This window comes from Epilithonimonas sp. UC225_85 (assembly GCF_042695135.1).
Taxonomy (GTDB): Bacteria; Bacteroidota; Bacteroidia; order Flavobacteriales; family Weeksellaceae; genus Epilithonimonas.
In genome coordinates this window covers 974,150-999,081 of record NZ_CP170547.1, presented here as the reverse complement: position 1 = coordinate 999,081, position 24,932 = coordinate 974,150, and the positions used below count along the sequence as shown (strand labels likewise).

The 24,932-nt window shown below is 35.6% G+C and carries 27 protein-coding genes, 1 tRNA gene and 2 pseudogenes; 10 read left to right on the top strand and 20 right to left on the bottom strand.

Annotated elements, in window-relative coordinates; genetic code table 11:
• Nucleotides 1-193: 193 nt before the first annotated feature.
• Both ACFJGY_RS04870 and ACFJGY_RS04865 read right to left on the bottom strand, forming a co-directional pair.
• Nucleotides 194-1,054: a BadF/BadG/BcrA/BcrD ATPase family protein gene (locus ACFJGY_RS04870; protein WP_379968671.1), complete on the bottom strand. Its 861-nt coding sequence runs from the start codon at nucleotides 1,052-1,054 to the stop codon at nucleotides 194-196.
• A 60-nt stretch (nucleotides 1,055-1,114) separates the two neighbouring features.
• Nucleotides 1,115-1,363, bottom strand: a complete 249-nt coding sequence (locus ACFJGY_RS04865; protein WP_379968669.1) for a hypothetical protein — start codon at nucleotides 1,361-1,363, stop codon at nucleotides 1,115-1,117.
• Nucleotides 1,364-1,624: 261 nt separating this feature from the next.
• Here ACFJGY_RS04865 and ACFJGY_RS04860 point away from each other — a divergent pair, with 261 nt between their 5' ends.
• From ACFJGY_RS04860 to ACFJGY_RS04845, 4 genes are all read left to right on the top strand, one after another.
• Complete coding sequence (locus tag ACFJGY_RS04860; RefSeq protein WP_379968667.1) at nucleotides 1,625-2,083, top strand: GtrA family protein; 459 nt, start codon at nucleotides 1,625-1,627, stop codon at nucleotides 2,081-2,083.
• Nucleotides 2,084-2,115: 32 nt separating this feature from the next.
• Nucleotides 2,116-2,844 carry a lysophospholipid acyltransferase family protein gene (locus ACFJGY_RS04855; protein WP_379968665.1) on the top strand — a complete coding sequence of 243 codons (729 nt, stop codon included), beginning with the start codon at nucleotides 2,116-2,118 and terminating at the stop codon, nucleotides 2,842-2,844.
• A 72-nt stretch (nucleotides 2,845-2,916) separates the two neighbouring features.
• Nucleotides 2,917-4,365 (top strand): MFS transporter, encoded by a 1,449-nt coding sequence (locus ACFJGY_RS04850; protein ID WP_379968663.1) that lies wholly within the window; start codon nucleotides 2,917-2,919, stop codon nucleotides 4,363-4,365.
• A 40-nt stretch (nucleotides 4,366-4,405) separates the two neighbouring features.
• Nucleotides 4,406-5,404, top strand: coding sequence for a DUF3810 domain-containing protein (locus ACFJGY_RS04845; protein WP_379970105.1), 999 nt, complete (start codon nucleotides 4,406-4,408; stop codon nucleotides 5,402-5,404).
• A 270-nt stretch (nucleotides 5,405-5,674) separates the two neighbouring features.
• On the opposite strand, the gene ACFJGY_RS04840 is transcribed toward ACFJGY_RS04845, so the two are convergent.
• The 7 genes from ACFJGY_RS04840 to greA form a co-directional block, all read right to left on the bottom strand.
• Nucleotides 5,675-5,748, bottom strand: a tRNA-Met gene (locus ACFJGY_RS04840).
• Between the two features lie 45 nt (nucleotides 5,749-5,793).
• Nucleotides 5,794-7,074, bottom strand: a complete 1,281-nt coding sequence (locus ACFJGY_RS04835; RefSeq protein WP_379968661.1) for a TlpA family protein disulfide reductase — start codon at nucleotides 7,072-7,074, stop codon at nucleotides 5,794-5,796.
• A 59-nt stretch (nucleotides 7,075-7,133) separates the two neighbouring features.
• Nucleotides 7,134-7,358 carry a hypothetical protein gene (locus tag ACFJGY_RS04830; RefSeq protein WP_379968659.1) on the bottom strand — a complete coding sequence of 75 codons (225 nt, stop codon included), beginning with the start codon at nucleotides 7,356-7,358 and terminating at the stop codon, nucleotides 7,134-7,136.
• A gap of 12 nt (nucleotides 7,359-7,370) precedes the next feature.
• On the bottom strand, nucleotides 7,371-9,311 hold the full coding sequence (locus ACFJGY_RS04825) for a hypothetical protein (RefSeq protein WP_379968657.1): 1,941 nt from the start codon (nucleotides 9,309-9,311) through the stop codon (nucleotides 7,371-7,373).
• Nucleotides 9,312-9,395: 84 nt separating this feature from the next.
• Complete coding sequence (clpX, locus tag ACFJGY_RS04820) at nucleotides 9,396-10,571, bottom strand: ATP-dependent Clp protease ATP-binding subunit ClpX (RefSeq protein ID WP_379968655.1); 1,176 nt, start codon at nucleotides 10,569-10,571, stop codon at nucleotides 9,396-9,398.
• 49 nt (nucleotides 10,572-10,620) lie between these two features.
• On the bottom strand, nucleotides 10,621-11,010 hold the full coding sequence (locus ACFJGY_RS04815; protein ID WP_379968653.1) for an HIT family protein: 390 nt from the start codon (nucleotides 11,008-11,010) through the stop codon (nucleotides 10,621-10,623).
• Between the two features lie 59 nt (nucleotides 11,011-11,069).
• Nucleotides 11,070-11,537 (bottom strand): transcription elongation factor GreA, encoded by a 468-nt coding sequence (gene greA, locus ACFJGY_RS04810; RefSeq protein WP_379968651.1) that lies wholly within the window; start codon nucleotides 11,535-11,537, stop codon nucleotides 11,070-11,072.
• Between the two features lie 98 nt (nucleotides 11,538-11,635).
• Between greA and ACFJGY_RS04805 the strand changes: the two genes are divergently transcribed.
• Nucleotides 11,636-12,088: a hypothetical protein gene (locus tag ACFJGY_RS04805; RefSeq protein ID WP_379968649.1), complete on the top strand. Its 453-nt coding sequence runs from the start codon at nucleotides 11,636-11,638 to the stop codon at nucleotides 12,086-12,088.
• A gap of 41 nt (nucleotides 12,089-12,129) precedes the next feature.
• A pseudogene (gene dtd, locus ACFJGY_RS04800) lies at nucleotides 12,130-12,578 on the top strand (D-aminoacyl-tRNA deacylase).
• Nucleotides 12,579-12,602: 24 nt separating this feature from the next.
• Here the strand turns inward: dtd and ACFJGY_RS04795 are convergent.
• The 5 genes from ACFJGY_RS04795 to ACFJGY_RS04775 form a co-directional block, all read right to left on the bottom strand.
• Nucleotides 12,603-13,334 (bottom strand): SIMPL domain-containing protein, encoded by a 732-nt coding sequence (locus ACFJGY_RS04795; RefSeq protein WP_379968647.1) that lies wholly within the window; start codon nucleotides 13,332-13,334, stop codon nucleotides 12,603-12,605.
• 245 nt (nucleotides 13,335-13,579) lie between these two features.
• On the bottom strand, nucleotides 13,580-13,942 hold the full coding sequence (gene folB / locus ACFJGY_RS04790) for a dihydroneopterin aldolase (RefSeq protein WP_379968645.1): 363 nt from the start codon (nucleotides 13,940-13,942) through the stop codon (nucleotides 13,580-13,582).
• A gap of 441 nt (nucleotides 13,943-14,383) precedes the next feature.
• Nucleotides 14,384-15,400, bottom strand: a complete 1,017-nt coding sequence (gene nadA / locus ACFJGY_RS04785; protein WP_379968643.1) for a quinolinate synthase NadA — start codon at nucleotides 15,398-15,400, stop codon at nucleotides 14,384-14,386.
• Between the two features lie 61 nt (nucleotides 15,401-15,461).
• Entirely contained in the window at nucleotides 15,462-16,031 is a 570-nt protein-coding gene (gmk, locus tag ACFJGY_RS04780; RefSeq protein WP_379968641.1) for a guanylate kinase, read from the bottom strand.
• Nucleotides 16,031-16,888, bottom strand: a complete 858-nt coding sequence (locus ACFJGY_RS04775) for a YicC/YloC family endoribonuclease (RefSeq protein ID WP_379970103.1) — start codon at nucleotides 16,886-16,888, stop codon at nucleotides 16,031-16,033. The genes gmk and ACFJGY_RS04775 overlap by 1 nt, the downstream gene beginning before the upstream one ends.
• Nucleotides 16,889-17,011: 123 nt before the next feature.
• On the opposite strand from ACFJGY_RS04775, the pseudogene lpxK reads away from it, so the two are divergent.
• Both lpxK and ACFJGY_RS04765 read left to right on the top strand, forming a co-directional pair.
• Nucleotides 17,012-18,036 (top strand): annotated as a pseudogene (lpxK, locus tag ACFJGY_RS04770) (tetraacyldisaccharide 4'-kinase).
• Entirely contained in the window at nucleotides 18,020-18,838 is an 819-nt protein-coding gene (locus ACFJGY_RS04765; RefSeq protein WP_379968639.1) for a purine-nucleoside phosphorylase, read from the top strand. The pseudogene lpxK and the gene ACFJGY_RS04765 overlap by 17 nt, the downstream one beginning before the upstream one ends.
• A 78-nt stretch (nucleotides 18,839-18,916) precedes the next feature.
• Here ACFJGY_RS04765 and ACFJGY_RS04760 read toward each other — a convergent pair whose 3' ends face one another.
• Genes ACFJGY_RS04760 through ACFJGY_RS04735 form a run of 6 tightly spaced genes read right to left on the bottom strand, consistent with a single transcriptional unit; the run spans nucleotide 18,917 to nucleotide 22,647 of the window.
• Nucleotides 18,917-19,663 carry a T9SS type A sorting domain-containing protein gene (locus tag ACFJGY_RS04760; RefSeq protein WP_379968637.1) on the bottom strand — a complete coding sequence of 249 codons (747 nt, stop codon included), beginning with the start codon at nucleotides 19,661-19,663 and terminating at the stop codon, nucleotides 18,917-18,919.
• A 4-nt stretch (nucleotides 19,664-19,667) separates the two neighbouring features.
• A complete protein-coding gene (locus tag ACFJGY_RS04755) occupies nucleotides 19,668-20,186 on the bottom strand; it encodes an ankyrin repeat domain-containing protein (protein ID WP_379968635.1) in 519 nt (172 codons plus the stop codon).
• Nucleotides 20,186-20,728 (bottom strand): YceI family protein, encoded by a 543-nt coding sequence (locus tag ACFJGY_RS04750; RefSeq protein ID WP_379968633.1) that lies wholly within the window; start codon nucleotides 20,726-20,728, stop codon nucleotides 20,186-20,188. Before ACFJGY_RS04750 ends, ACFJGY_RS04755 begins: the two co-directional genes overlap by 1 nt.
• A gap of 18 nt (nucleotides 20,729-20,746) precedes the next feature.
• Nucleotides 20,747-21,106, bottom strand: coding sequence for a c-type cytochrome (locus ACFJGY_RS04745; protein WP_379968631.1), 360 nt, complete (start codon nucleotides 21,104-21,106; stop codon nucleotides 20,747-20,749).
• Between the two features lie 9 nt (nucleotides 21,107-21,115).
• Nucleotides 21,116-21,955, bottom strand: a complete 840-nt coding sequence (locus ACFJGY_RS04740) for a DUF5777 family beta-barrel protein (protein ID WP_379968629.1) — start codon at nucleotides 21,953-21,955, stop codon at nucleotides 21,116-21,118.
• Between the two features lie 59 nt (nucleotides 21,956-22,014).
• Nucleotides 22,015-22,647, bottom strand: a complete 633-nt coding sequence (locus tag ACFJGY_RS04735; RefSeq protein ID WP_379968627.1) for a Crp/Fnr family transcriptional regulator — start codon at nucleotides 22,645-22,647, stop codon at nucleotides 22,015-22,017.
• Nucleotides 22,648-22,823: 176 nt separating this feature from the next.
• Between ACFJGY_RS04735 and ACFJGY_RS04730 the strand changes: the two genes are divergently transcribed.
• A complete protein-coding gene (locus ACFJGY_RS04730; protein ID WP_379968625.1) occupies nucleotides 22,824-23,339 on the top strand; it encodes a TlpA family protein disulfide reductase in 516 nt (171 codons plus the stop codon).
• A 103-nt stretch (nucleotides 23,340-23,442) separates the two neighbouring features.
• Complete coding sequence (locus tag ACFJGY_RS04725) at nucleotides 23,443-24,927, top strand: serine hydrolase (protein WP_379968623.1); 1,485 nt, start codon at nucleotides 23,443-23,445, stop codon at nucleotides 24,925-24,927.
• Nucleotides 24,928-24,932: the final 5 nt, after the last annotated feature.

Genomic DNA, 24,932 nt, shown 5'->3' with positions numbered 1-24,932 from the left:
ATTATGACTTTGCTGCGTAAGGGCGGAGGGCATTGTTGGAGCTCTTTTTTGTTTTTGTTGCAAGCGTTCTTCTAGAGCCTCAGGATGACAAAAACAAAAAAAGCGACTGCCCGTAGACCGGCCCGCTTGTCTCGTCTGGATCTTTGCAAAGATCTTGACGAGACAAAGGACACGCCCAAATATCTGTGCAAAGTTAAAGTTTTGGAATGATATAGTCACGATGATAATTCACCAGACTTTCTATCGGTTTCTGAACAACGGTGCCTATTTTGAAATGAAAATCCGAAGCGGCTGCCCGAAGAATGTCCTCGAAAAAGTAAGCGATTGAGCCAATAAAATTGACTTCGCTTTCCCGGCATTCTTCGTATGGCATCACCTGAAACTCAAGGAAATTCTTGAGTTCTTTGTAAATAAAATTCTGAAAATAAGGATGCGTTTTCCTGTCAACAATGAAGCGTGTAAAATCTGCCATATAAGCATTCGCTCTTGGATTGTGATACATATTTTTGAGAAGATCATCAATATTTAACTGATAAATCTCAGTAAACTGCTGGTGAAGATCCGGCGGTAATTTTTTCATAAAATAATGACGAACGAGTTGCTTTCCCAGCGCGCTTCCACTGCCTTCGTCTCCTATCAGAAAACCTAAGGACGGTAATTCTGTTTTTACATTTTCGCCATCGAAATAGCAGGCATTGGAACCTGTTCCAAGAATACATACGATTGCCGGAACACCTCTGTAAGCGGCATATGCAGCTGCTAAAAGATCTTCTTTGACACTAATCTGTGCATTAGGGAAAACTTTCTGTATTTCTCTTTCTACAATCAATCTGTTTTCGGGCGTTCCGCAGCCGGAGCCGTAAAAAAATATGTTTTCTATGTAGTCGTGGAACTTGGTGAGTGCCTGATTATTTTCTAATTCGGGCGCAATTAATTCGGATTTTATAATATTAGGATTGAAACCGATCGTCTCGGTCTTGAGTACTTCTGTACCATCATTTTCCAGGATAACCCAGTCACATTTGGTAGATCCTCCATCAACAATAGCAATCATATATTAGGTTTTTAAAATGCTAATGTAATATTTTTTGGGAAGATTCTGTGTGATGTCTGTTTATTTAGGATCTTCTATCAGCCAATCCTGAATCTCGTCTTCGAGATAGGATGTCTGTAATTTGATTGCATTGATGAAATCATCAGGAATGCTTTCTGCAGTCTCGCTGCTTTCCATATCCCAAAGTTCATCGGACATCAATTCATATTCTGAATAGATTCTTTTGAACCTGGAGCTACTTTTTTCCAACTCCTCAATTTTGTCCTGTTGAGGCAGAAATTTTCTGTAAGGTCTGTTAGAATTTTTCATTTTTGTAATTATTATTTTGTGAGTGTGGTGTCTTGACAAGTGATGAAAAAATGTCCCGGCTGAATTTCTAGAGCCAGGATTCCAATATAACATCGATCAGCATTAATGTTTTCACAATTATTTAACAAAAAATCAATTGATAATTCAATCAAATCGCATAAACCATTAACACTTAATAAAAGTAAAAATATTTTTGATACAAAAAAATTATTTAACAATTATTTTAAAACATTTAACAATTCGTATAAATTTGCAAACGAAATGAAACAATTACTAGTTCGTCATAAACAAATCATACTCTTCATCGTCGCTGGTGGATTAAGCGCTATTGTAGAAATCGGGAGCTTCAAAATGCTGAGCGTTTACCTTCCAAGAATTTTTGCGAGTGAGTATAATCTGTATGGAATCAAATATCCGTTTAGCAATATCTTATCTACAAGCTGCGGCATTATCACCAATTATTTCCTCAGCATCTGGTTTGTTTTTGAAAGAGGGAAACATTCCAAGAGAAAAGAATTTGCTTATTTCATTTCTGTTTCTGTGGTTTCCACATTTATTAGTTTGTTTTTGTTTCAAATTCTTTATCATTTTGTTTTCAAAGATGCGATTGATCTCGGTATTTATGTGTTGTCTCAGGAAATGACAAGTAAGATCACGTCTATCGTTATTGTATCACTACTCAACTATTCTATAAAGAAAAAAGTGATATTTAACGGATAAAAAAACTTATTTTTGAACTAAATAGAATATTAATGAAGGTTTTGTTGGTTTATGCCTGGCGATTTTGGATGGTGATTTTGGCAACCATTCTCACACTTATATTTTTTCTTCCCGTGTATCTTTTATCAATCCGTAAGGAAGGTTATAAAGCCTGCTATTTCTTCATCCGTCTTTGGGCGATGGGAATTTTCTATGGAACTGGCTTCCGATACAGGATCATCAATAAAACGGATAAGAAAATTGACAAGAATCAGGCTTACGTCATTATTTCTAACCATACTTCTTTAATGGATGTGATGCTGCCTTGCATACTATTTCCAAATCATCCACTTTGCTATGTCGGAAAAAAAGAACTGGAAAAAATTCCGGTCTTCGGGAGCGTTTACAGACGTGTTTGCGTAATGGTGGATAGAAAAAGTGCGAGAAGCCGCGCCGATGTTTACAGAAGATGTGCAGAACGGATGAAAGACGGACAAAGTGTTGTTATCTTCCCCGAAGGCGGCGTTCCCGATGATACCAATGTTATTTTGGACGATTTTAAAGATGGTGCTTTCATCCTATCCACAAAGCATCAATTCCCGATCGCCGTTTATACTTTCAAGGGTCTTAAAGAAATGTTTCCTTTCGATAATAAAAAAGGATATCCCGGGCGCGTTGACATTTTTTTCAACGATATCCTGATGCCAGATTCTCCACTGAAAGAATTAAAAGACAAAGCGCACGAAGAAATAAGATTGTCTCTTTTGGAGAAATTAAAATAATTATTCTACTAATAAGACTTTTTACTTACATTTGCTATTATATATTAACCTTAAATTAACAATCAATTAATAATGGAATCACAAAAAACAAATTGGGCACAGTTTATCCCGCTTGTAACCGTTTTTTTCTTCTGGGGATTTGTCGCTGCGAGTAACGACATCTTAATTCCGGTTTTCAAAAAAGCATTCGATTTGACTCAAGGTCAAAGTCAGCTTGTATCTGTAGCATTTTATATTGCCTATACAGTTGGTTCAATCATTTATATGTTGATTTCATTAGCGATTGGAAAAGATTTAGTCAATAAAATCGGTTATAAAAACGGATTGGCATTAGGGCTTGCTATTTCGGCTTTAGGAACATTATTGTTCTATCCGGCTGCCAATCTTCATTCATTTCCATTGATGCTTTCAGGGTTGTTTACAGTGGCATTGGGTTTTTCTTTGCAGCAGACTGTTGCTAATCCGTTGGCCATTGCTTTGGGACCTATTACAACAGGATCGCAGCGTTTGACGCTTGCTGGAGGAATCAACAATCTTGGAACTACAATTGGTCCATTGATCGTCAGTTTTGCAATATTCGGTTCAGCAGCTTCTGAAAATACAGAAATGAGCATCGAGAGCGTTAAAATTCCTTATTTGGTTTTGGGTGTTGCATTTTTAGCTGTAGCCATTTTGCTTAAATTATCGTCGTTACCGGAACATCCTGCAACGATTGAAGAAACTGTAAAAGAAGACGGAAATGTGAAAACTTCTGCTTTGAAATATCCTCAATTGTTGTTGGGGATGCTTGCAATTTTCATCTACGTTGGCGTGGAAGTTTCTACTGCGAGTAATCTGCCTGCTTATATGGAAACTATAGTGAATTCACAAACCGGTGTTTTATATACTTTACAGGAAATCTCTCCATACATCTCTCTCTATTGGGCGAGTTTGATGATCGGTCGTTGGACAGGAGCTGTAGAAGCTTTTACAGATAATATGAGCCTGCAAAAAATATTGCGTTTTATTGCTCCCTATTTAGCCTTTGCTATTTTCTTAATGGTCAATGCCATTGCAAAACATGACTTATCTCCGTTTTACGTTTACGGACTTATAATTTTAGTACTAATCGGTGCTGATATGGCAAGCAAAGGAAATCCTGCCAGAATGTTATTAATATTCTCTGCCCTTGGAATTATTGCTTTAACTATTGGGATGTTTACGGATGGAATCGTTAGTATCTATGCTTTCACAAGTGTTGGATTATTCTGCAGTACGCTTTGGCCGTGTATCTTCACTTTGGCTGTAAGTGGTCTTGGAAAACATACCAGCCAGGGAAGCAGCTTCCTGATCATGATGATTATGGGAGGTGGAATCGTAAGCTGGCTACAAGGTGTTGTTTCTGAAAGTATAGGAATCCAACATAGCTATGTTGTTGGGATCTTGTGTTTTGCCTATCTGGCATTTTATGCTTGGAAAGTGAGTGGAATTTTAAAAAATCAGGGAATCAATTTTGATAAGAAAGTATCCGGTGGACACTAAAAAAAATATTTTTATTAGAAATAAATTTTGGGCAATCGTTTTGGTTGCCCAATTTTCGTTTTTCTATATCTTGTCGAAAATAGATTTTGCAATTAACCTCTTCTCACATCTGTTTGAATGGAAAAAGAATTTTCACATCTTACTATTTTCGAAGTTTGCATTTTCTGCCGGAGATGTTATTTATACGTTTGTTTTACTTTATTTGGTGTATATAACCATTAATTTGATAAGAAAGAAAAAGAGCATAAGTTTGAAACGTTTACTTATTTTCATCAACCTGTCTTATTTTGTTTATCAATGTCTTTGGGGAATGCTTTATTTTCAAACACCGATTATTGAGAAACTTGCTAAAAAAGATATTACGGAAGAAAATCTGAAAAAATTGACTATAAAATATCTTAAACTTTGCAAAGAAACCAGAGAGAAAGTTTCTGAAGACCATAAAGGTATTTTCGTGGTTAAAGATCTTCAAAAAGTAGAAAAAGAAATTTTAGCACAGCAAAAGAACTTATCGACTCAGATCACCTCAAAAAGACCCATTGAAATCTTGTCAGTAAAGCCAAGCCTGTATAATCATTTGATGAATTACACAGGTATTTTAGGCTATTATAATCCGTTTACTGCAGAATCGCAATACAATCCAAATCTCCCGTCCACGCAGCTTCCTTTTACGCTGGCCCACGAAATGTCACATCAACTTGGATTTGCCAGGGAACAGGAAGCCAGCTTTATCGCTTACCTATGTTCTAAAAACTCTAACGATCAGGATTTGAAATACAGTTATCAACTGTATGTTCTTAAAAGTCTTTTGAGAAACTTATCTGTGAAAAACAAATCTTTTGCAAAAGGGATTCTATCGCAATATTCTGAAAAAATGAAAAGAGACAGGATCAACGAAATTGAGTTTTTCAAAAAAAATGAAGGTTTGGTAAGTGATGTTTTTGGATTTACAAATGACCTTTTTTTAAAATCAAATCAGCAGGACGGCAGTATTACTTATTCTTATTTCATCATCTTACTTGTCCGCTGTGAGGCATAAAAAAGAATCGTACACGAGGTACGATTCTAAAAACACAAATGATGAAAAAAAATTTATTGCCCCTGAGTGATTGTCTCAAAAGCCCCGTAAAAGTACAACATTTTAACATAACCTCCAAATATATTTAAACATTAATTTGAATTATTTTAAAAATACTTAGTAATCAAAAAGTTATAAACTTTAATTAAGATAATCACTGTCTCATAAATAGACAATTCAAATTAGCTCAAAAATAAAAACTCTCTTCTTAATTAAGAAGAGAGTTTTATGTAGCGAAGACGGGAATTGAACCCGTGACCTCAGGGTTATGAATCCTGCGCTCTAACCAACTGAGCTACCTCGCCATTTTGGTGGTGCAAATATAAGGATATTTTGGATTTCCACAAATTTTAATTCAATTTTAAATAGTCAATTACATCACCTACATGATTTGGTTTGCTGATGATGGTATTATTGGCATCCAAAATAAAATATGTTGGCGTTGCAACAACGTTATAAGTGTCTCCATAGGAACTATACCAGCCCTTTCCTTCGGAATCATTGATCCAAGGATAGATGTTGGCTTTGTTTTTAAAATCATCCAAATTACTATCCAATGAAAAACCTACGATCTCAATATTCTGAGCTTTCAGCTTATCATATTTTTCCAAAAGTTTCGGCAATTCGGCTTCACAATGTGAGCAGGTAGATGACCAAAATACCACAATTTTCTTAGATGCTTTGATATCATACAGCGATTTAGCTTTCGTATGAACTGGATTTACAAAAACCGTATTAGGTAATTTCGCCCCTATCTCTGTATTTTTATTCGCTTTTATAGTAGAGGCCAGTCTGTCATTAATAGTACATTTAAGATTATTAGCCTCCGTAAGGTATTTATCTTTAAGCTTGTCCATACTATAAGTGCTGAATATCTCAATAAGTTCGGACATAATTGTCTGTCCTCTTGGTGTTTCTACATTTACAGCGTCCAGCAATTTGTCAACATTGCCTTCCACATTTGATTTAGAAACGTTTAAAAAATTGATAAGTGCGGGTTTCAGAATTGTAGAAGTCTCCAGATACTCGCCAGATTTTGAAAAGAAATCAATAAAATCCTGACTCGTAAGTTCTGCCGATTTTTCCTGTTGTGAGAATTTCTGATTTTTCTGATAAAAATTCAAAAACGGATGGATATCATATGCTGTTTGATCTTTTTTAGAAAGAAGATTGATCTCACTATCCAAAGATTTATAAAACGCATCAGAAGGCGTATAATAATCCTTAATCTGAATAAGTGCAGGAAGTATCAATTCTTGTTTTTTCTGAAGTTCTACTTCATTACTGAAAAGCTTATTAGTCTGATCCTCGAAAACGACATTGGAAATTTTGTATTTACTATCCAAATCAACTTTAAGATTGATGTCCTTATTTTCAGAAACCATATTCACAGAAGAATTTGCTTTTTTAAAAAAAGCCCTCATCATACCTATGTATTGCTTATCAACTTTAAAATAAGCCACATTATTTGATATTTTCGCTTTGGAGTATAGAATCTCCTTGGATCCATTGAATCCATAAAGATAAATTTCTGAATCTGATAAATAAGCCGGAATTGAGACCTTTACACTGAATTGTGCAGATATATAAGCAGACAAAAGAACACTGCTTGTTATCAATAATTTTTTCATAAGGTAAAAATAAAAAAAACCCACTATAAAAGTGAGTTTTAGTATTAAAAATATATAATTTATTCTAATATTCTTTGTTTTTGTTTCATTGCAAAAAATACAATTAAAATAATCGCCAAAAGAAACAAAATAAAGGTGTAAGCATCTATAGGAGAAGCTGGGTAACCTCCGATATCTCCAGATTCAGGATTTTCTGGTGGTGGTGGTACTGATTGGGCAAAACTTAAAATACTTATTAATAAAAACAATAAGCTGTAAGTTTTCTTTGATAACATATTCATCATAACTTGTGTGTTTTAGTTTATAATTTTTTTGATTACAACTTCTCCTTTTTCAGAAATTGCCTTCACAAGGAAAACACTTTTTGCCTGATAGTTAAGAGGAATTGAATAATCTGAGCTTGTGGATATTTGTGTTTTTGAATTTAGAAGTTGTCCAGCAGCAGAATAAATCTCAACTGTAGCGTTCTTCCAGTTTTTAGCAAATCTTACGACCCATTCAGAATTTTTCTTTGCAATGACAGTTTGAGAATTGCTTGTAATATCAGTCCCTAAAGTCCCGCCTTCCGGCAATTCATAGTACAATCCTAAAGAAGATTGGCTACCACTCATGGAAAGACCTTCTCCGTCTACGATTTTAATAAACTGACCTTCGTTATTTTTGAAATAGAAACTATCACCACTGGAAAGACCGTCTGTAACTCTTTCTCCTTTTTCATATACTTCAAATTTCAACTGATAAGGTTGTTCTGCATAATCAATGTAAAGAGGGATTTGTTTTGATTTAAAACCTAGCTCATTTGCTTCATTAATATATAGCTTATCAGTATAATTGGAATCTTCACCACCTTCTGATTTCTCTTCTTTGGTAAATATTTTTTTATCAGATGAGTAAGCCTGCATCAATGCAGTAGATGGATTGTATCCTGTAACTGCTGATGGGGAAATAGCATAATAAGTTCTGTCTAATTCAGTACCATCAAGATCATACATCACAACAGCCACTTGCTTTACAATTTTATCTGCAGGTATTCCGCCACCTTCGTCGTCAGAAGTATTCTTAGCAGCAGTTACAGAATAATCAGTTGAAGTACTACGAACAGTTGATTTGAATCTTCTTGTCTTGGTTAAGTTTAATGTCTGTGCTGTATTGTTACTCAATTTCACCATAAACTCCCCCATTGGCTTTATGATCAATTTACTGATGTCACCACCTTGGAAAACTCCTCCTGATGTAGTCGCTACAATAGGCGTACCGTATGTTGTACCAGAAAAAGTATTAGTAATAAAACTTGTTCCATAATAAGCAACACCTACAAGATTTGATATAGAGTTACCGTCACTCAAATTTCCAGCTTCAGATGTAGCTATAAAACTTAAGTCCAAATTTGTAAGAAACGGATTGGCAAGCTGATATAAATTCAATGCATAATCCGAAGCCCAGGTTGGGGTTTTTGATCTAAATGGATCATCTAAATAAGTGTTATATTTTTCTCCATAATAATTAGAAGAACTACCATTATATCCAAAACTTCCTGCATAAGCACCAGATAAAGAAATCTGTACATTACTTGTGGTCATATCAGAAACCGGTATCCCTGTAAAGGTTTTCTTATCACTATTAGGAACCCAAAAGAAAGTTCCGTCTGCTTTTCTTCTAGGGACAATATAATATGTCAATGGAGTTCCGATAACATCGGTATCTGCTCCACCAACGATCTGATCAAAACGAGCTCTCTCGTTATTCCACTTAAAAATAGAACTTGGACTAAATCTTCCTGAAGTTGTATTTCCTCCATTGGTAAGATTGATATTACCATTTCCGAAAACATTTTTAAGATCTGCGTAAGTAAAATTATAAAAAGGTATACCTGTTTGCTGTCTGCCCGTAGTTCCGTTCAGATAATCAGCAGTGTATTCCTTATTAACTTTACCAGATATATTAGCTTGTGTAATACCTGTTACATATAACTGCCCATAATCTGTGGTTGAAGCTAATTTTAGAGTGAAATTTGCGGTGTTTGCAAGGGTAACTACGTCCGTAGATGTACCATTTACCATTACATTTCCAGAGTTGTTAACAACTGCCGTTCCTGCCGTCTGAAAGCCGCCACCATTATAGAATAATGTTTGTGATTGGATCGTTACTAGTGCGGAATTTCCTACATAGGTAAGTACTTGAGAGGAGGCCAAACTATAAAATAGGATTGATTTTATAGTAATAAATTTTTTAATCATCGGTTTCATAATATTTGTGTGTTTATCCTGCAAAGATATTAAAATTTTAAATAACCAAAAACATTATCTGATTAATTAAAGATTTTATAATATTGATTCTATCTTAACATGCTGATTATTTTCAATATCAAACATATAATCTTCTAGGATTTTTTCTGTAGTTCCTCTTAGACCTCTAGCGCCAAGGCCTTTATTCATAGTATCTTCAACAATTTCTTCAATGGCATTGTCAGAAAATTCGAGCGTCACATTATCCATTTTAAAAAGTTCGGTAAATTGATTGACAATAGAATTTTTTGGTTCCTTCATAATTCTTACAAGCACCTCTTTTGTTAATTTTTCGAGATAAGTGATAATAGGAAAACGGCCTAACAGCTCAGGAATCAATCCAAAACTCTTCAAATCGATCGCATTGATCTGACTAAGGATGTAATCTTCATCCTCCGTTTTATTCAGTTTATCTTTAGAAAAACCTATGGCCTGCTTGTTAAGTCTTCTTTCAATGATTTCATTCATCCCGTCAAAAGCTCCTCCTGCAATGAAAAGAATATTCTGTGTATTGACCTGGATATATTTTTGATCCGGATGTTTGCGTCCTCCCTGCGGCGGAACATTCACGATGCTTCCTTCCAAAAGCTTCAGCAAACCCTGCTGCACACCTTCTCCGGAAACATCTCTTGTAATACTTGGATTATCGGATTTTCTGGCGATTTTATCAATCTCATCAATAAAAACGATTCCTTTTTCCGCTTTTTCTACATCATAATCTGCAACCATCAGAAGTCTGGAAAGGATACTTTCTACATCTTCTCCAACATATCCTGCTTCAGTAAGAATTGTAGCATCAACGATACAGAAAGGGACATTCAGCTGCTTTGCAATTGTTTTTGCGAGCAGGGTTTTTCCCGTTCCTGTTTCTCCAATCATTATAATATTGGATTTCTCGATTTCTACTTCCCGGTTTTCATCCTGAGCGTGCAGTATTCTTTTGTAATGATTGTAAACCGCAATAGACAATTGTTTTTTTGCCTGATCTTGCCCAATAACATATTCGTCAAGAAAAGCCTTGATTTCTCTTGGTTTTTTAAGCTCATCCAGAGATGAAGCCATAGAGTTTTCCGGATTTGTAGTTGCGCTGTCTTTTACGATGGCGTGAGCTTGTTCTATACAGTTTTCGCATATAAAGCCATTTTGACCGGAAATAAGAATTTGTACTTCACTCTTTTTTCTCCCGCAAAATGAACATTGATTTGGATTCATAAATATCTCGAATTCTATTAATTAAAAAAAAGAAGTCTGAAACTTCTTTTTATGCATTTACTATGGACTGCTGAATTTCTTTATATTCTTCAGGGCTGAATATCAACCTGACATTTTTAAAATTAAGATCCTCTATATTATTTAGTGGAATAAGATGAATGTGTGCGTGAGGCACTTCCAGTCCAACTACAGCAACACCTACCCTTTTACAAGGAATAGCTTTCTTGATTTGTTTTGCAATATCTTGGGTGAATGCCCAGAGATCTTTGTAATCATCAGAGTCAAGATCAAAAATAAGATCTGTTTCTTTTTTGGGAACGACCAATGTGTGGCCTTTTACCAGCGGCATTGCATCCAGAAAAGCAATATGCTTATCATCTTCTGCAATTTTGTAGCTTTCGATTTCTCCGCTTATGATTTTAGAAAAAATACTGCTCATAATTTTAAATTTGATTTAATAAAAATTCAGCAATTATTAAACCATCGATGGCTGTTTTTTTATAATGAAATTTCCAAAACTTCAAAAGAAAGTTTGTTGCCATTTGGCAATACGATATCTGCAGTTTCTCCAACAACTTTACCTAAAAGTCCTTTCGCAATCGGTGTGTTTACAGAGATTTTTCCGGATTTTATATCACTTTCATTATCTGGTACCAAAGTGAATTTTTGCTCACCTTTTGTCACATTATTCTTCAGCCTTACAGTTGTAAGGATTGATACTTTGCTGAGATCCAATTGAGTAACATCAATTATTTTTGAAGTAGAAACAATATCCTTCAGCTTAGAAATTCTCATTTCCAGCATACCCTGTGCTTCTTTGGCAGCATCATATTCTGCATTCTCGGACAGATCGCCTTTGTCTCTTGCTTCGGCAATTTGCTGTGTTATTTTTGGTCTTTCTATGGTTTCAAGTTGTTCCAGCTCAGACTTCATTTTGTCCAAACCTTCTTTGGTTACGTAGTTCATAACAATAAAATTTATCGTTTGTATAAAAAAATAATCCGACCTTTGCCGGATACTATTTTGCCTCGAATTGAGTTTACAAATATATAATTTATTTTGAAATGAAAATTAAAAAAATCATATCCATTTTCACATTATTACTGACTTTCAGTTTATTAACTTTCAATAGCTCTTGCAGCGAACGTAACGAAACTGTCAGCTGTTTTCCCAATTCAACCGTTTCTGTACAGCTTAATCTTACATTGCCTTCATATTATAAATTACAAAATGTTGGCGGCTGGGTGTATGTAAATGAAGTTGGAGCCGGAACAAGAGGACTTATTGTTGTCCGTATAAGCAGCGGATTCAAAGTTTATGACAGAAACGCGCCACACATATGTCCTGATACAGATACTACTCTTGAGGTCCGAAATGACACTTCCGTTTATTGCCCAAAAGACAAGGCAGAATGGATCCTTATCACGGGACAGCCAACCAGCGTTGCAAAAATAGCACCTAAAACTTACGGGTACAGTTTTGATTCTAATTCCAATATTCTATCTATCTACAATTAATTTTTTATTTGATTTCAAATTTTAATTTCAATTAATCTTATATGAAAGTCGTACTCCAGCGTGTTTCCGAAGCGAGTGTAAAAGTTGACAATCAGATTGTCGGGGAAATCGGGGAAGGTTTAATGCTGTTAATCGGCGTTGATGAAGAAGATGAAAAAACAGATGCAGACTGGCTTGTGAAAAAAGTGATCAACATTCGGGTATTTTCTGATGAAGCCGGAAAAATGAATCAATCTGTAAAAGAAATCAACGGCGAGATCCTTTGCATCAGCCAGTTCACCTTGATTTCGGATTACAAAAAAGGCAATCGCCCATCATATATCAAGGCGGCAAAACCGGAAAAAGCCATTCCATTATTCCAATACTTCAAAGAAGAACTGAAAAAATCCGGACTGAAAATAGAAAGCGGAATTTTCGGGCAGATATGCAAGTTTCATTGATTAATGACGGACCTGTGACTCTGGTTTTTGATAGTAAGACAAAACAATAAAGGAGCAAAATATGCCCCCTCTAATTAATCTACTTCGTATTCTAATTTTATCGTAATACTCGCTTCTTTTTCTTTGGAAGTCGTATTGTAAGTTCCACCGTAGGAATAATCTTCGTTGGAGTTCGGAGCTGTAATCTGGATCACGCCCATTGTTGCTTTTTTCAGATTCCCAAGGTCGCTTCCTGCATTTTCAGCAATTTTTCCTGCGCGCTCTTTTGCGTCTTTTGTAGCATCAGCAATCATTTCCTGCTTCACTTCGGATAGTTTTGTATAGAAATATTGTGGCGAAGATGAGGTGAACTCAATCCCGCGATTGATGATTTCTGTAATATTTCTGGAGATATTTTCAATCTTTGTTACTTCTTTGGATTTGATGGAAACACTCTGAGTGAGATTATAACCAGCAAATTCTCCCTGCTGATAAGTTCCGCTTGCATCAGTAAAACTTCTGAATTGTTTCTGAATATCAACTGCCGAAAAAACCATTTCATTTTCTTTAATGCCTTTCGATTTCAGATAATCGGAGATTACTTTTCTGTCAACAGCCAAAGCATCATAAGCCGTTTTGAGCTCAAAACTATTTTTGGAAAAACTGCCCGACCAAGTGATAAGATCAGAAGTAAACTTTTTGGATCCAAGTCCTGTTACAGAAATTGTATTTTCGGATTTGTTTCTGTTTTTTATGGCACTTCCTAACAAAGCTGACGCAATAATAAAACCTAATGCAGCAATTCCAACTGCAATGTATGTTCTCATAAAATTTTGTATTTGAACCTTTTGCATCAAATGTAATACCAGATTTTAAGATTTCATTAACATTTTAATATAAAATTATCCGAGAATCTCAGAATGACATACTAAATGATTTTTAGTTATTTCCTCGCAGTCTTAGGCTTTCGAAGACCTCAACGATACCCAGCAAACTTAGAAATATTATTCTCGCAATGTCAATCTAATCGGATTTGAGATATCAACGCTGTCAGTCTGAGATTCTCGAAGACTTATTTTATTTCCTTCTCAAATTCCAGACTTACACCTTTCATTTCGCCTTTCATCGGTGGAATAGTTTTGGTTAATTTGATTTTTATGAATGTAATCTGAGGAAACTGACTTTCAATTTTATTAATGATTCGTCCAATGACGTGTTCCAAAAGTTGAGACCGGATTGCCATTTCCTGATGTATGATTTCATTGATTTCATCGTAATTAATTGTGTCATTAAGATCATCAGATTGTGAAGCTTTCTCGAGATCTGCATGAACTTCCAGAATCACAACATAATGATTCCCGATAATGGCTTCTTCCGGCAAAACACCGTGATAAGCATAGATTTTTATGTCTTCGAGGATTATTTTTGATTTCATTTGCTAAAAGTAAAAAATTTCTGAACACAAAGTTCACAAAGCTTTTTCTATTTTATTGAAAATATTTTAAGGTTCACAAAGGTGCTTCGCTTAGAAAAGAAATGAATCTTAACACACAGTTTGTCATTCTGAAAGAATCTCAACAGCAGTTTATATTCTTCCAGAATGACAATTTCCTGTGCAGCTGCAATAGGGATATTAGTGGAAATCCTTTTTTGTGGTTTTGATAAAGTTTAACTAAGTTGGAAAAAGTCTTTCACAAAAAAAGATTACAATCCTTCGACAGGCTCAGGATAAACTCTTAGCCCGACCCGAGCGGCTGCTGATAATTGGCGAGGGATTGCCCAATTTTTTTATTATTAAATTCTATCTTACAAACTTTGTCAAAGATTTGAACTTTGACAAAGAAAAACCTCATCGGTTAAGACAAGGTTTATAATTTTATTTGATGCTTTTGGAAAGTTCAAGCATTGCTTCAATAGGTTTCAATGCTTTCAAGCGAATATCTTCATCCATTTTGATCTCCGGTAGTTCGTATTTCATACAGAGATAAAGTTTTTCCAGGGTATTTCGTTTCATATAAAAACACTCGGAGCAGTTGCAGCTTTCGTCAAAAACAAGAGCCGGAATCAGTTCTTTATGCGGTGCTCGTTTTCTCATTTCGTGAAGAATCCCTTCCTCTGTTGCGATGATAAATTGTTGACAATCATCCTGTTCTACATAATTAAGAAGTGCAGAAGTTGATCCGATGAAATGCGCCAATTCCAAAACCGGTGATTCGCTTTCCGGATGTGCAATGAGTTTTGCATTTGGGTGATCTGCTAGTTGTTTGGCGATACGTTCCATAGAAAACGCCTCGTGTACGATGCAGCTCCCGTCCCAAAGAATCATATCACGGCCTGTTTTCTTACTGAGATAACGCCCAAGATTCTTGTCCGGAGCGAAGATAATCGGTCGGTCTTTTGGCAAAGCTTCTATAATTTGCTCAGCGTTGGAACTCGTTACAATGATGTCTGAAGCCGCTTTAGTTTCTGCATTACAGTTGATGTATGTTGCAACCAGTGCATTTGGATATTGCTCACGCATTTTGTTGAGGCCTTCTGCGGAACATCCGTCTGCTAAAGAACAACCAGCCAAAGTATCCGGAAGAACAACTTTTTTGGTTGGATTAAGGATCTTCGCTGCTTCTGCCATAAAGTGAACGCCGCAAAATGCAATCATATCGGCATCGGTTTCCTTGGCTTGTCTCGCCAATTGCAAAGAATCTCCAAGAAAATCGGCAATATCCTGAATAGGTCCCGGCTGATAATAATGCGCCAGAATAACGGCATTTTTTTCTTTTTTAAGATCCAAAATTGCTTTTACCAAATCGTCGCCGGTTGGGATCGCAAATTCTTTAAGATCCAGAAAACCTTTGACAGGCATATTATTTATAGCAGTGTCTAATGTATTTTTCATCTGTTTAATTCTAATTAAAGATCATCAGCTAAAAGCAAATAGCTAATTGCCAGCAGCTAAATTAATCGTTTATAAAGTTATTAATTATTTTCTCGACTTCCGCTTTTGCCTTGTCAAGATCTGTATTGATGATGATTTTATCAAAATGATTCTGATAGGTCATTTCTTCTTCGGCTTTTTCAACACGTGTCTTAATTGTTTCTGCGCAGTCGGTATTTCTTTTGATCAATCTCTGTTCCAACTCTGCAATACTTGGCGGCATTACGAAAATCGATAACGCTTTGTCTCCAAAGATCTCTTTCAGTTTGATTCCGCCTTTTACATCAACATCGAAGATGACAACTTTGCCCTGGTTCCAGATTCTTTCGACCTCGGATTTAAGCGTTCCATAGTATTTGTCGGTGTAAACTTCTTCGAATTCCACAAATTCATCCTTGGAAATTTTGGTTCTGAATTCTTCAGGCGTCAGGAAATAATAATCGTCGGCATGTTTTTCATCACCTCGCGGCTGTCTTGTGGTGGCAGAAATAGAGAAACTGAGTTCCGGCACAACAGACAAACCGTGTTTTACCAAGGTTGTTTTTCCACTTCCGGAAGGTGCTGAGAATATGATAACTTTCTCCTTTTTCATTACAAAACGTTCAGCGTTTGTTCTTTGATTTTCTCCAGATCATCTTTCATTTCCACTACCAATTTCTGTATTTCAGAATGGTTGGCTTTCGATCCTAAAGTGTTAATTTCTCGTCCCATTTCCTGAGCGATAAAACCTAGTTTTTTCCCGTTGAAATCTTCGTTTCTCATGACTTCCAGATAATATTTGATGTGTTGTGAAAGTCTTACTTTTTCTTCAGAAATGTCAAGCTTTTCCACAAAATATACCATCTCCTGATAATATCTTGTTTCGTCAATATTTTCGAAATTCTTAAGCGCAGACTGATAACGGTCTTTGATAGGCTGAATTCTTTCTTCTTCATATTGAGCAACCTGATTCAGATTATTCTCAATATTCTGAACGATTTTTTCGATTTCTTCAGCCAGATTATTACCTTCTGTCTGGCGGAATTCTATGAATTTAGAAACGGAATCCTGAACAACTTCGAGAAGTGATTTCCATTCGTTTTCATCAAGATCAGAGTTTTTTGTTGATAAAACATCCGGCATTCTAACAGCCATTTTCAGATATTCAAATTCAGGTGCATCAGAAGCAACAGCTCTTAGCTGATCCATGTAGTTTTTAACGATATCTTCGTTGATCTTCACATCATTGCTGACTTCCAGACTTTCACAATTGATGTAGCAGTCTACTTTTCCACGAAGAATTTTATCGTTGAGAAGTTTCCTGATTTCGAATTCTTTTTCTTTATATCTAAGTGGTGTTTTGACATTCAGATCAAAGTTTTTGCTGTTCAGCGACTTGATGTCCACCGTTATTTTGGTGCCTTCATAAACAGTTTCGGCTCTGCCGAAACCTGTCATAGATAATATCATATTCAATATTTATAAGACTACAAATATAAGGTTTATATCTATTTGTAATAAAGGTTCAATTTTAACAATTTAGTCTTTAAAATTCTTGCCATTAGAAATTTGAAAATTGTATTTTTGCAATCTATGAAAAGATGGTATCTCTACCCTTTTTCCCTAGGTTATCATCTCGGCACTTCTATCAGAAACCGAATGTTTGATTGGGGATTATTTTCTTCTTCGAAATTCAAAACACCTATAATAGGTGTCGGAAACCTGTCTGTTGGCGGCAGCGGAAAATCGCCTATGGTAATGTATCTGGCAGAATATCTCTCCAAATATTACAGAACAGGCGTGCTTTCCCGTGGATATGGAAGAATTACAAAAGGATACGGCATTGTGAATTACGACAGCAATTATAAATTGGTTGGTGATGAACCAATGCAACTGTTTGAGCGTTTTCGTAATCGCTTCGTGATTGGTGTTTGCGAAGACCGCGTTTACGGAGCTAAAAAAATCATTTCTGATATGGATCTGGAAGTTCTTCTTTTGGATGACAGCTTTCAGCATCGTGCAATACAACCGGGAATGAATCTACTTTTGACAGATTATAATGATCCTTATTTCAAAGATTTCATCCTTCCAGCAGGTGATCTTCGCGAAAGCCGAAACGGAATGAGCCGTGCCAACATCATAATGGTTACCAAATGTCCGGATGATCTTACCGAAGAGAAAAAACAATATTACATCTCCAGAATCCGACCTCAGCATTACCAAAAAGTTTTTTCTCTGCGATTGCGTATGACGAAAATATTATGGGACTCGATAGTATGATGCCGGTGAAAAATCTGGATTATTATGATGTTCTGTTGATTACAGGAATTGCAAATCCATCACAATTATTAAAAGAGATTGCCAAATACAACAAAAAAGTAAAGCATCTGCAATATAAAGATCACCATAATTTTACCGATGATGACATCAAAAAAATCTCGACAGAATACAAAAAACTAGGTGAATACAAGGTAATTTTGACAACCGAAAAAGATTATGTCCGACTTAAGACTTTTGATTATCTTCGGAACAAGATTTTTTATTGGCCCATCAATGTAGAGATTGACAAGCGCGAAGACTTTAATAAGATCATTCAAAACTATGTTAGAAAAGTATAAAGAAACAGCAGAATTTATCAGGAATATCATTGGTGAAACACCGGATTTTGCAATTGTATTAGGTTCCGGATTAGGCAAACTTCAATATGAGGTTGAGGCTATTCACACTTTGGATTATAAGAACATTCCTAATTTTCCTCAGACTACAGTTGTTGGTCACGGCGGGAAATTGATCTACGGAATCCTTGAAGGCAAAAAAGTTTTGATGATGAGCGGTCGTTTTCATTATTACGAGGGTCATTCGATAGAAACCGTTACTTTTCCTTTCAGAGTTTTTCATTTGTTAGGAATTAAAAATCTGATTCTTTCCAACGCTTGCGGCGGTGTAAACCCAAATTTCAAAGTGGCTGACATTATGATTCTGACAGATCATATCAATATGCTGCCGGAACATCCTTTGAGAGGAAAAAACATAGATGAACTCGGACCTCGTTTTGTAGATATGAGCGAACCTTATAACCGCAAAATGATCGAACTTGCAAAGTCAATCGCTGTTGAAGAAAATATTGATATCAAAGAAGGTGTTTATGTGGCTTTATCAGGACCAACTTTCGAGACACCGGCAGAATATGGAATGATAAGAGCGATCGGCGGCGATGCGGTCGGGATGAGCACCGTTCCGGAAGTGATTGTTGCAAAACATCAGGGAATGGATTGTTTCTGTTTATCAATCATCACAGATCTTGGCGGGCCGGAAATCGCTTTTGCTGTTTCTCACGAAGAGGTATTGGAAGCGGCTAACAAAGCAATGCCGAATGTGATCAAAATTGTAAAAGGTCTTGTAAAGAATTACAATAAATAAAACGGAGAACTTATTTCTTCTAAATAATATTCAAAAAAATAAAAGTCTGATCAATTTTACCTGATCAGACTTTTTTATTTAGTTTTTAATAAATTTTTCATAAGCTACAGTTCCATCCAGTTTTTCAACTTCGACAAAGTAAACGCCTTTGACAAGTGTAGAAACATTCAGATTTGAAACACTTTTCTGAACAGGCAATTGTTTTCCCGCCGCATCAAATATCCTTACAGATTTTATTTTATCAGCATTTGTAAAGCTCAGAACATCTTTTACCGGGTTCGGATAAATAGTGACTTTATTTGCAGCCAGACTTGATTCATCAACCGCTAAACTTGGAGAGAAAGTAAGTGTAGCAAAATCTTTGTTTCCAGCTCCATGATAAGCTAAATTGGTAGAAGTGCCCTTACCGTAAAAAATATCTAACGTTCCTGCTGCATTCGTAAATGCTTTATCACCGGAACCACCTGCAAGTGTTCTTTTCACCACCAATGTTCTCACGCCAGAGGCAACTGTATTAGACTGCTCTGTCCAGTTTTGCGCGGCATCTGCAGAAGGTGTTACACCAATCCCGTTGAACATATAATCTCTGTTAGCCGAGCTGTTATAGATAAATCCATCAGTTCCGGCAGCCATCCCATCCGGACCGAATCCTACACCTAACCACGCCGTACTGCTACCCGTGAGTGTCATTGTAACATTAGTTGGATCCACGTCAATTTTTATTGTCATAGCAGTTGTCGGCAGACTGACAACGCCTGTAGAAAATTGAGAAAACATAGTTCCACCAATAAGCAGCGGAATCATCTTTAGTAAGTTTTTAGTCATATTTTTAATGTTTTAGAAGATTAATTAATTCGGTATTATTAGATTTTATGGCATATTCAAAAGCAGAAATTCCCATAGAATCTTTTATATTAATATCCGCTTTGTTCTTTAGCAAAAGACTTATAAGTTCGATATTATTCCTTTTTACAGCCCATAAAAGTGGTGTATTACCCTGAGAGTCCTGAATATTAGGATCTGCTTTTTTAGCTAATAGTTTCTCTACCAATTCTTTGTTATAATTGATACAAAGGGAGGCCAAAGCCGTTCCCTCCGGACTGAGATAGTTGATATCTTTTGTATGTTCTATCAGGTATTTTGCAACTTCAACATTACCTCTGTAGCAAGCGAGGATCAGTGGTGAAAAACCCATTTGATTAACAGAATTAAGAACATCCGGATTTTGTTTTGCTAATGCTTCGATTTCCTGCACAGTCCCGCTCCTTGCAATGTCAAATACATTTTTGTCTTGAGCAAAACATAAGTTACCAAGAATTAAAAACAATAAAAAAAGATGTTTTTTCATTATTTCTGAAGGGTAAAGTTATAATTCACATCTACATTTTCTGCAATTTTCGCCATTACCATTTTCGGGATTTTCACTTTGAAATCTGCAGGCTTTGCAACAAATTTTCCCTGGACAATTATCTTATCATCTTTCAGATAAACAGTGGCAGAAGATTGAACTGGCCTATCGACACCGTGAAAATTAAGTGTTCCGGTAACAGTGTATGTTTTTGGTTTTGCAGAAAGATCACCTTTATTAAAATTCGAAATTTTTCCTTTGAAACTTGTTTTGGGATATTTCGCAGTTTCTGCATAATTTTCATTGAAATGTTCCTGCATCAAACTGGTCTTGAATTTAAAATCTTTTACCATGGCCAGCGATGCTATTTCTCCTGTGTCTGCATTTAAGATTACCGTAGCAGCATTATTTTCTGCATATACATCTTCAAAAAGCGGAACCGAGGCTTCAAAAGCAACCTTCCCTGTTTTGGTAGAATATTTCTGGGCGAAAGCAAGAGTCGTTGTCAGAAAGATGCTTGTTATTAAAATGATAGGTTTCATTATCTCTGTTTTTTTTAATTAATTTTCTAATAATCCGTCGGCTTTCCATTTTTTAAATACATTAATATTGTCCTGAGACAATGTCCCACCTTGTGGCATTTTTTCCGGATCACCATTGGCACGTTGTATTCTGTCAAGGATATTATCTATCGCATTTTTAGTAGCAGTGTAATCCGTAAGAGGAAAATAAGGATTGGATCCTGTTGGAGAATGACACACCACACAGTTATTCTGCACAATGGTCTTTATATCCTTGTTGTAAGTTATAGTTTCTGTAATTGGTGTCTGGTCAGAAATATCGTCATAGGTCTTGGTATCACAGCCAACGAATGTGGAAATTACCAGAACAAATACTGAAAATTTTATAATATGTTTCATCCTTTACTTTTAAAAAACTCTGTATAAATTAAATCCGAAAAAGAAATGCCCTTTCAGCCAGTCTCCGGTTGCATTGGTGATATAGCCGCTTTCCGTATTAGCTTGCGAATTACTGAAAACCAACTGAAAAATATGTCCGCCGGTATCAATATCCATCCCTACAGAAAAAGGATTTTTATAAAAGTTCTTGTCTTCGAAATTGTAGAAATATTCGGCATTGATGGAGACTCTTTTTGAGATTTTATACCGGCCGCCCAAACCTGTGGAAAAAAGATTTTCCGTATCAATAGAAGGATCTATCAGGTTTTTGTGAATATAGCTTGGTGTCAGCTGCAGACTGAGATTTTCAGAAAATCTTCTTGAAATAAGAACTTGCGAAACGTATGCGAATCGATCTGCAAATTCAAGGTTTGGAAAATTGCTTTTCTTGAGCTCAGAATTAATATCCAGAACATTATATCCGACAAGATCTATAGGAGATTCGTTTTCTTGTTTGATGAGCCTGTACTTTGCTCCAAATTCATATGTTTTTTGATAGGTGTGTCTGGCAAAGTTTAGCGACATCCAATCTGTAAGTCCATAGACAACGCCCAGCTTTGTAGTCGCATTATCCAGACCGAAAAAGTTTTTAAAACCATCGCTTACATCGCCAAATCTGTGAGAAATATCCAGATAGAATTCCTTTTTAGCCGGCAGTTTTGTAGATTGTGCCGTTACGACCTGTAAGGCTTTGAAGCTTGGCGAGTAGGTTTCTTTTACCGCAGTTGTATCGATTTCTTTTAATAAATCATCTTGCGCAAAGGTAAAAATTGAAACAAATAAAGAGATAATGAAGAAAGTTTTAGTCATATTGGCACTTTGATCCAAAAATATGAAGTCTTACTTCAAAAAAACGGTGACAAATATCACTATTTATTAATAATTTCTATCCCCGATGAGCTTTGTGTAATCAATCCTTCCTTTTCAAATTTCTTTAGGATGCGGCTCACCACTTCTCTCGCAGTTCCCAGATCTTCGGCTATTTTTTTATGAGAAATTTTCAAAACCGGATTTCCACTTCTTTTGATTCGCTGACCCAGATATTCAAAAATCCTTTTGTCCAGTCTTTGGAAGACAACCTGACTGATGGTGTCCATCATTGTTTTATATCTCAGGTCGTATTCCAGGAAAAAGACCTGATTCAGCTGCGGATATTTTATCAGCCACATTAGAAATTGAGAAACCGGCAGCAGCAAGACTTCGGATTTTTCCTCTGTACAGGCATAGATTCTGCTTGTTTTATCTGTGAAAATAGACGAAAATGTCATAATGCAACTCTCAGAAGGTTCTATATAATAATACAGCAGTTCCTTACCATCATTCAGTGTAAACACTTTTACAAGACCGCTTATCAGTATGGGGATATGGGTGACTTTTTGCCCTTCTTTTATCAATTCCTGCTTAGCTTCTACAGTTGTTGTGATACATTCTCCGTTCACTTCACGATAAAAATCCTCGTCAAAATTTTTAAATTTATTTTTGATAAAATCCAGGCTGTCCACTAATTATTTTTTTTCAAAAGTAAAATATATTTTACCAATTCAAATATCATTTAAATTATTTTTTTGAATTAATGATTAGCAGAAATTGATTTCAGCAATACAAACTATACATTCATTCTTTACTACAAACCGGTTTCATGATTATTGCTTAACTTCGATCTATCAAAATAAAAAAAATGAAGAGGATACTAATCTACACGCTGCTCATGGTTTTCCAGTTCGGATTTTCTCAGGAAGTTCCAAAAGTTTTGAAAACTAAATTTTCAAAAGAAGCTTTAGCTCAAAAAGTACAGGATAAAGACGGAAACGAAATTTCCATCAATGAAATCCTGAAGCAGCACAAAGGCAAAGTCCTGATCTTCGATTTCTGGGCAGGCTGGTGCAAAGATTGTCTTAAAGCTTTTCCAAAAGCAAAGGAATTGGAAGCAAACAATCCGAATGTAACTTTTGTTTTTCTTTCTTTGGAAAAGACTCAGGAATCTTTCCTGAAAAGTCTGGATAGATTTGAAATGACGGACAAACAAAATTACTGGTTCGCTTCCGGTTGGAAAAACGATTTCAATAATTATGTTGACCTCAACTGGATCCCGAGATACATTGTCGTAGATCAGAAATCAGCTATTGCAAAATATTATGCCATAACACCAGATGATCCGGAAATCCAATCCACGATTGACAAGCTGATTAAATAAACACATCATCCCGAAAATTTTTCGGGATTTTTTTTGATTAAAAATTTACAGTCTCATGTAACAGAAAGGCTTTTATATTTGTCTAGCTAATAAATGATTATAAATGAAAAATTTTTTCACAACCGGAAAACTTCTTGTTTTGATATCTGTTGTAGCATTATCAAATAAACTGATAGCCCAAACTACTTCTGATAGTATTGACGTTTTTATAAAAGATAAGATGACACAGCTAAAAATACCTGGATTACAGTTGGCTGTCATTAAAAATGGAAAATTAGAAAAATTAAGCAATTATGGCTTTGCCAATCTGGAACATCAGGTTCCCACCATTTCAAAAAGTGCTTTTTCGATTAATTCTATGACAAAAGCCTTCGTTGGTGTTGCGATTATGCAATTACAGGAACAAGGTAAATTAAAAACAGATGATTCTATTTCTCTATACATTTCTGATATTCCTGATGATTGGAAATCCATTACGATAAAACAATTGTTAAGTAATACGTCCGGACTTCCTAATAATATTGATGAAAAAGAACAAGTTTTAGGCAACGGAATTGAAGATAAAAACTGGGAACTGGTAAAGACATTGCCAATGGAATCTAAACCTGGCGAAAGATTTAGTTACAACCAAACCGGATATTATATTCTGGGAAGAATCATCACAAAATTAAGTGGTAAACATTTCACACAATTCATTGAAGAAAACCAATTCCGGCCTTGTCAAATGACTTCTACACAGTTTGGAGACTCCAATGATATTGTACCAAATAATGCTGGTGCTTATTCTACGATTATCAACATTGATGGGAAGTGGATTAATGATGGAAAACTACACAATGCTTTTGCAACCTTTCCCGTATTCTTCAGAACTGCGACAGGAATTATTTCCACTTCAGAAGATTTAAGCAAATGGCTGATCGCCTTAAATGACGGAAAACTATTACAGAATAAAAATAGCGTTAAAGAGCTTTTCACTTCCGTAAAATTAAATGATGGACATATCGATGGTTTTAATAAACTCACCAATGGATATGCGCTAGGCTGGCCAACAGTCGTTAGAGAAGAACATCCTGCCGCAGCTCCTGTTGGCGGGATGCGCTCAGCATTATTTGTATATCCGCAAGACAAACTTTCGATTGTAGTCCTGACTAATCTGCAAGGTTCTAATCCCGAATGGTTTATTGATGAAATTGCAGGTTTTTACTTTCCCGATATGAAAGTTAAAAATGGTTTCGGTCTTAGTAAAAATCTGAAATTATTACGTCAACAACTCATTGAAAATAAATTTCAAAATAGCTATAAACTTTATTCCAAAATTAAAAAAAGTAACAAAGATTTTAAACTGTCTGAAGATGAAATCAACTCCTGGGGCTATCAACTTTTAGAACAAGAAAAGAAAAATGAAGCATTGCAGGTTTTCCAGCTAAACACCTTGTTGTTCCCTGATAGTGCCAATGTTTATGATAGTTACGCTGAAACTTTGGAAGCATTAGGAAATCGCAAAGACGCAATCATCAATTATAAAAAGTCACTGGAACTAAATCCTAATAATACGAATGCAAGCAATTATTTGAAAGATAAAAAATAATCAAG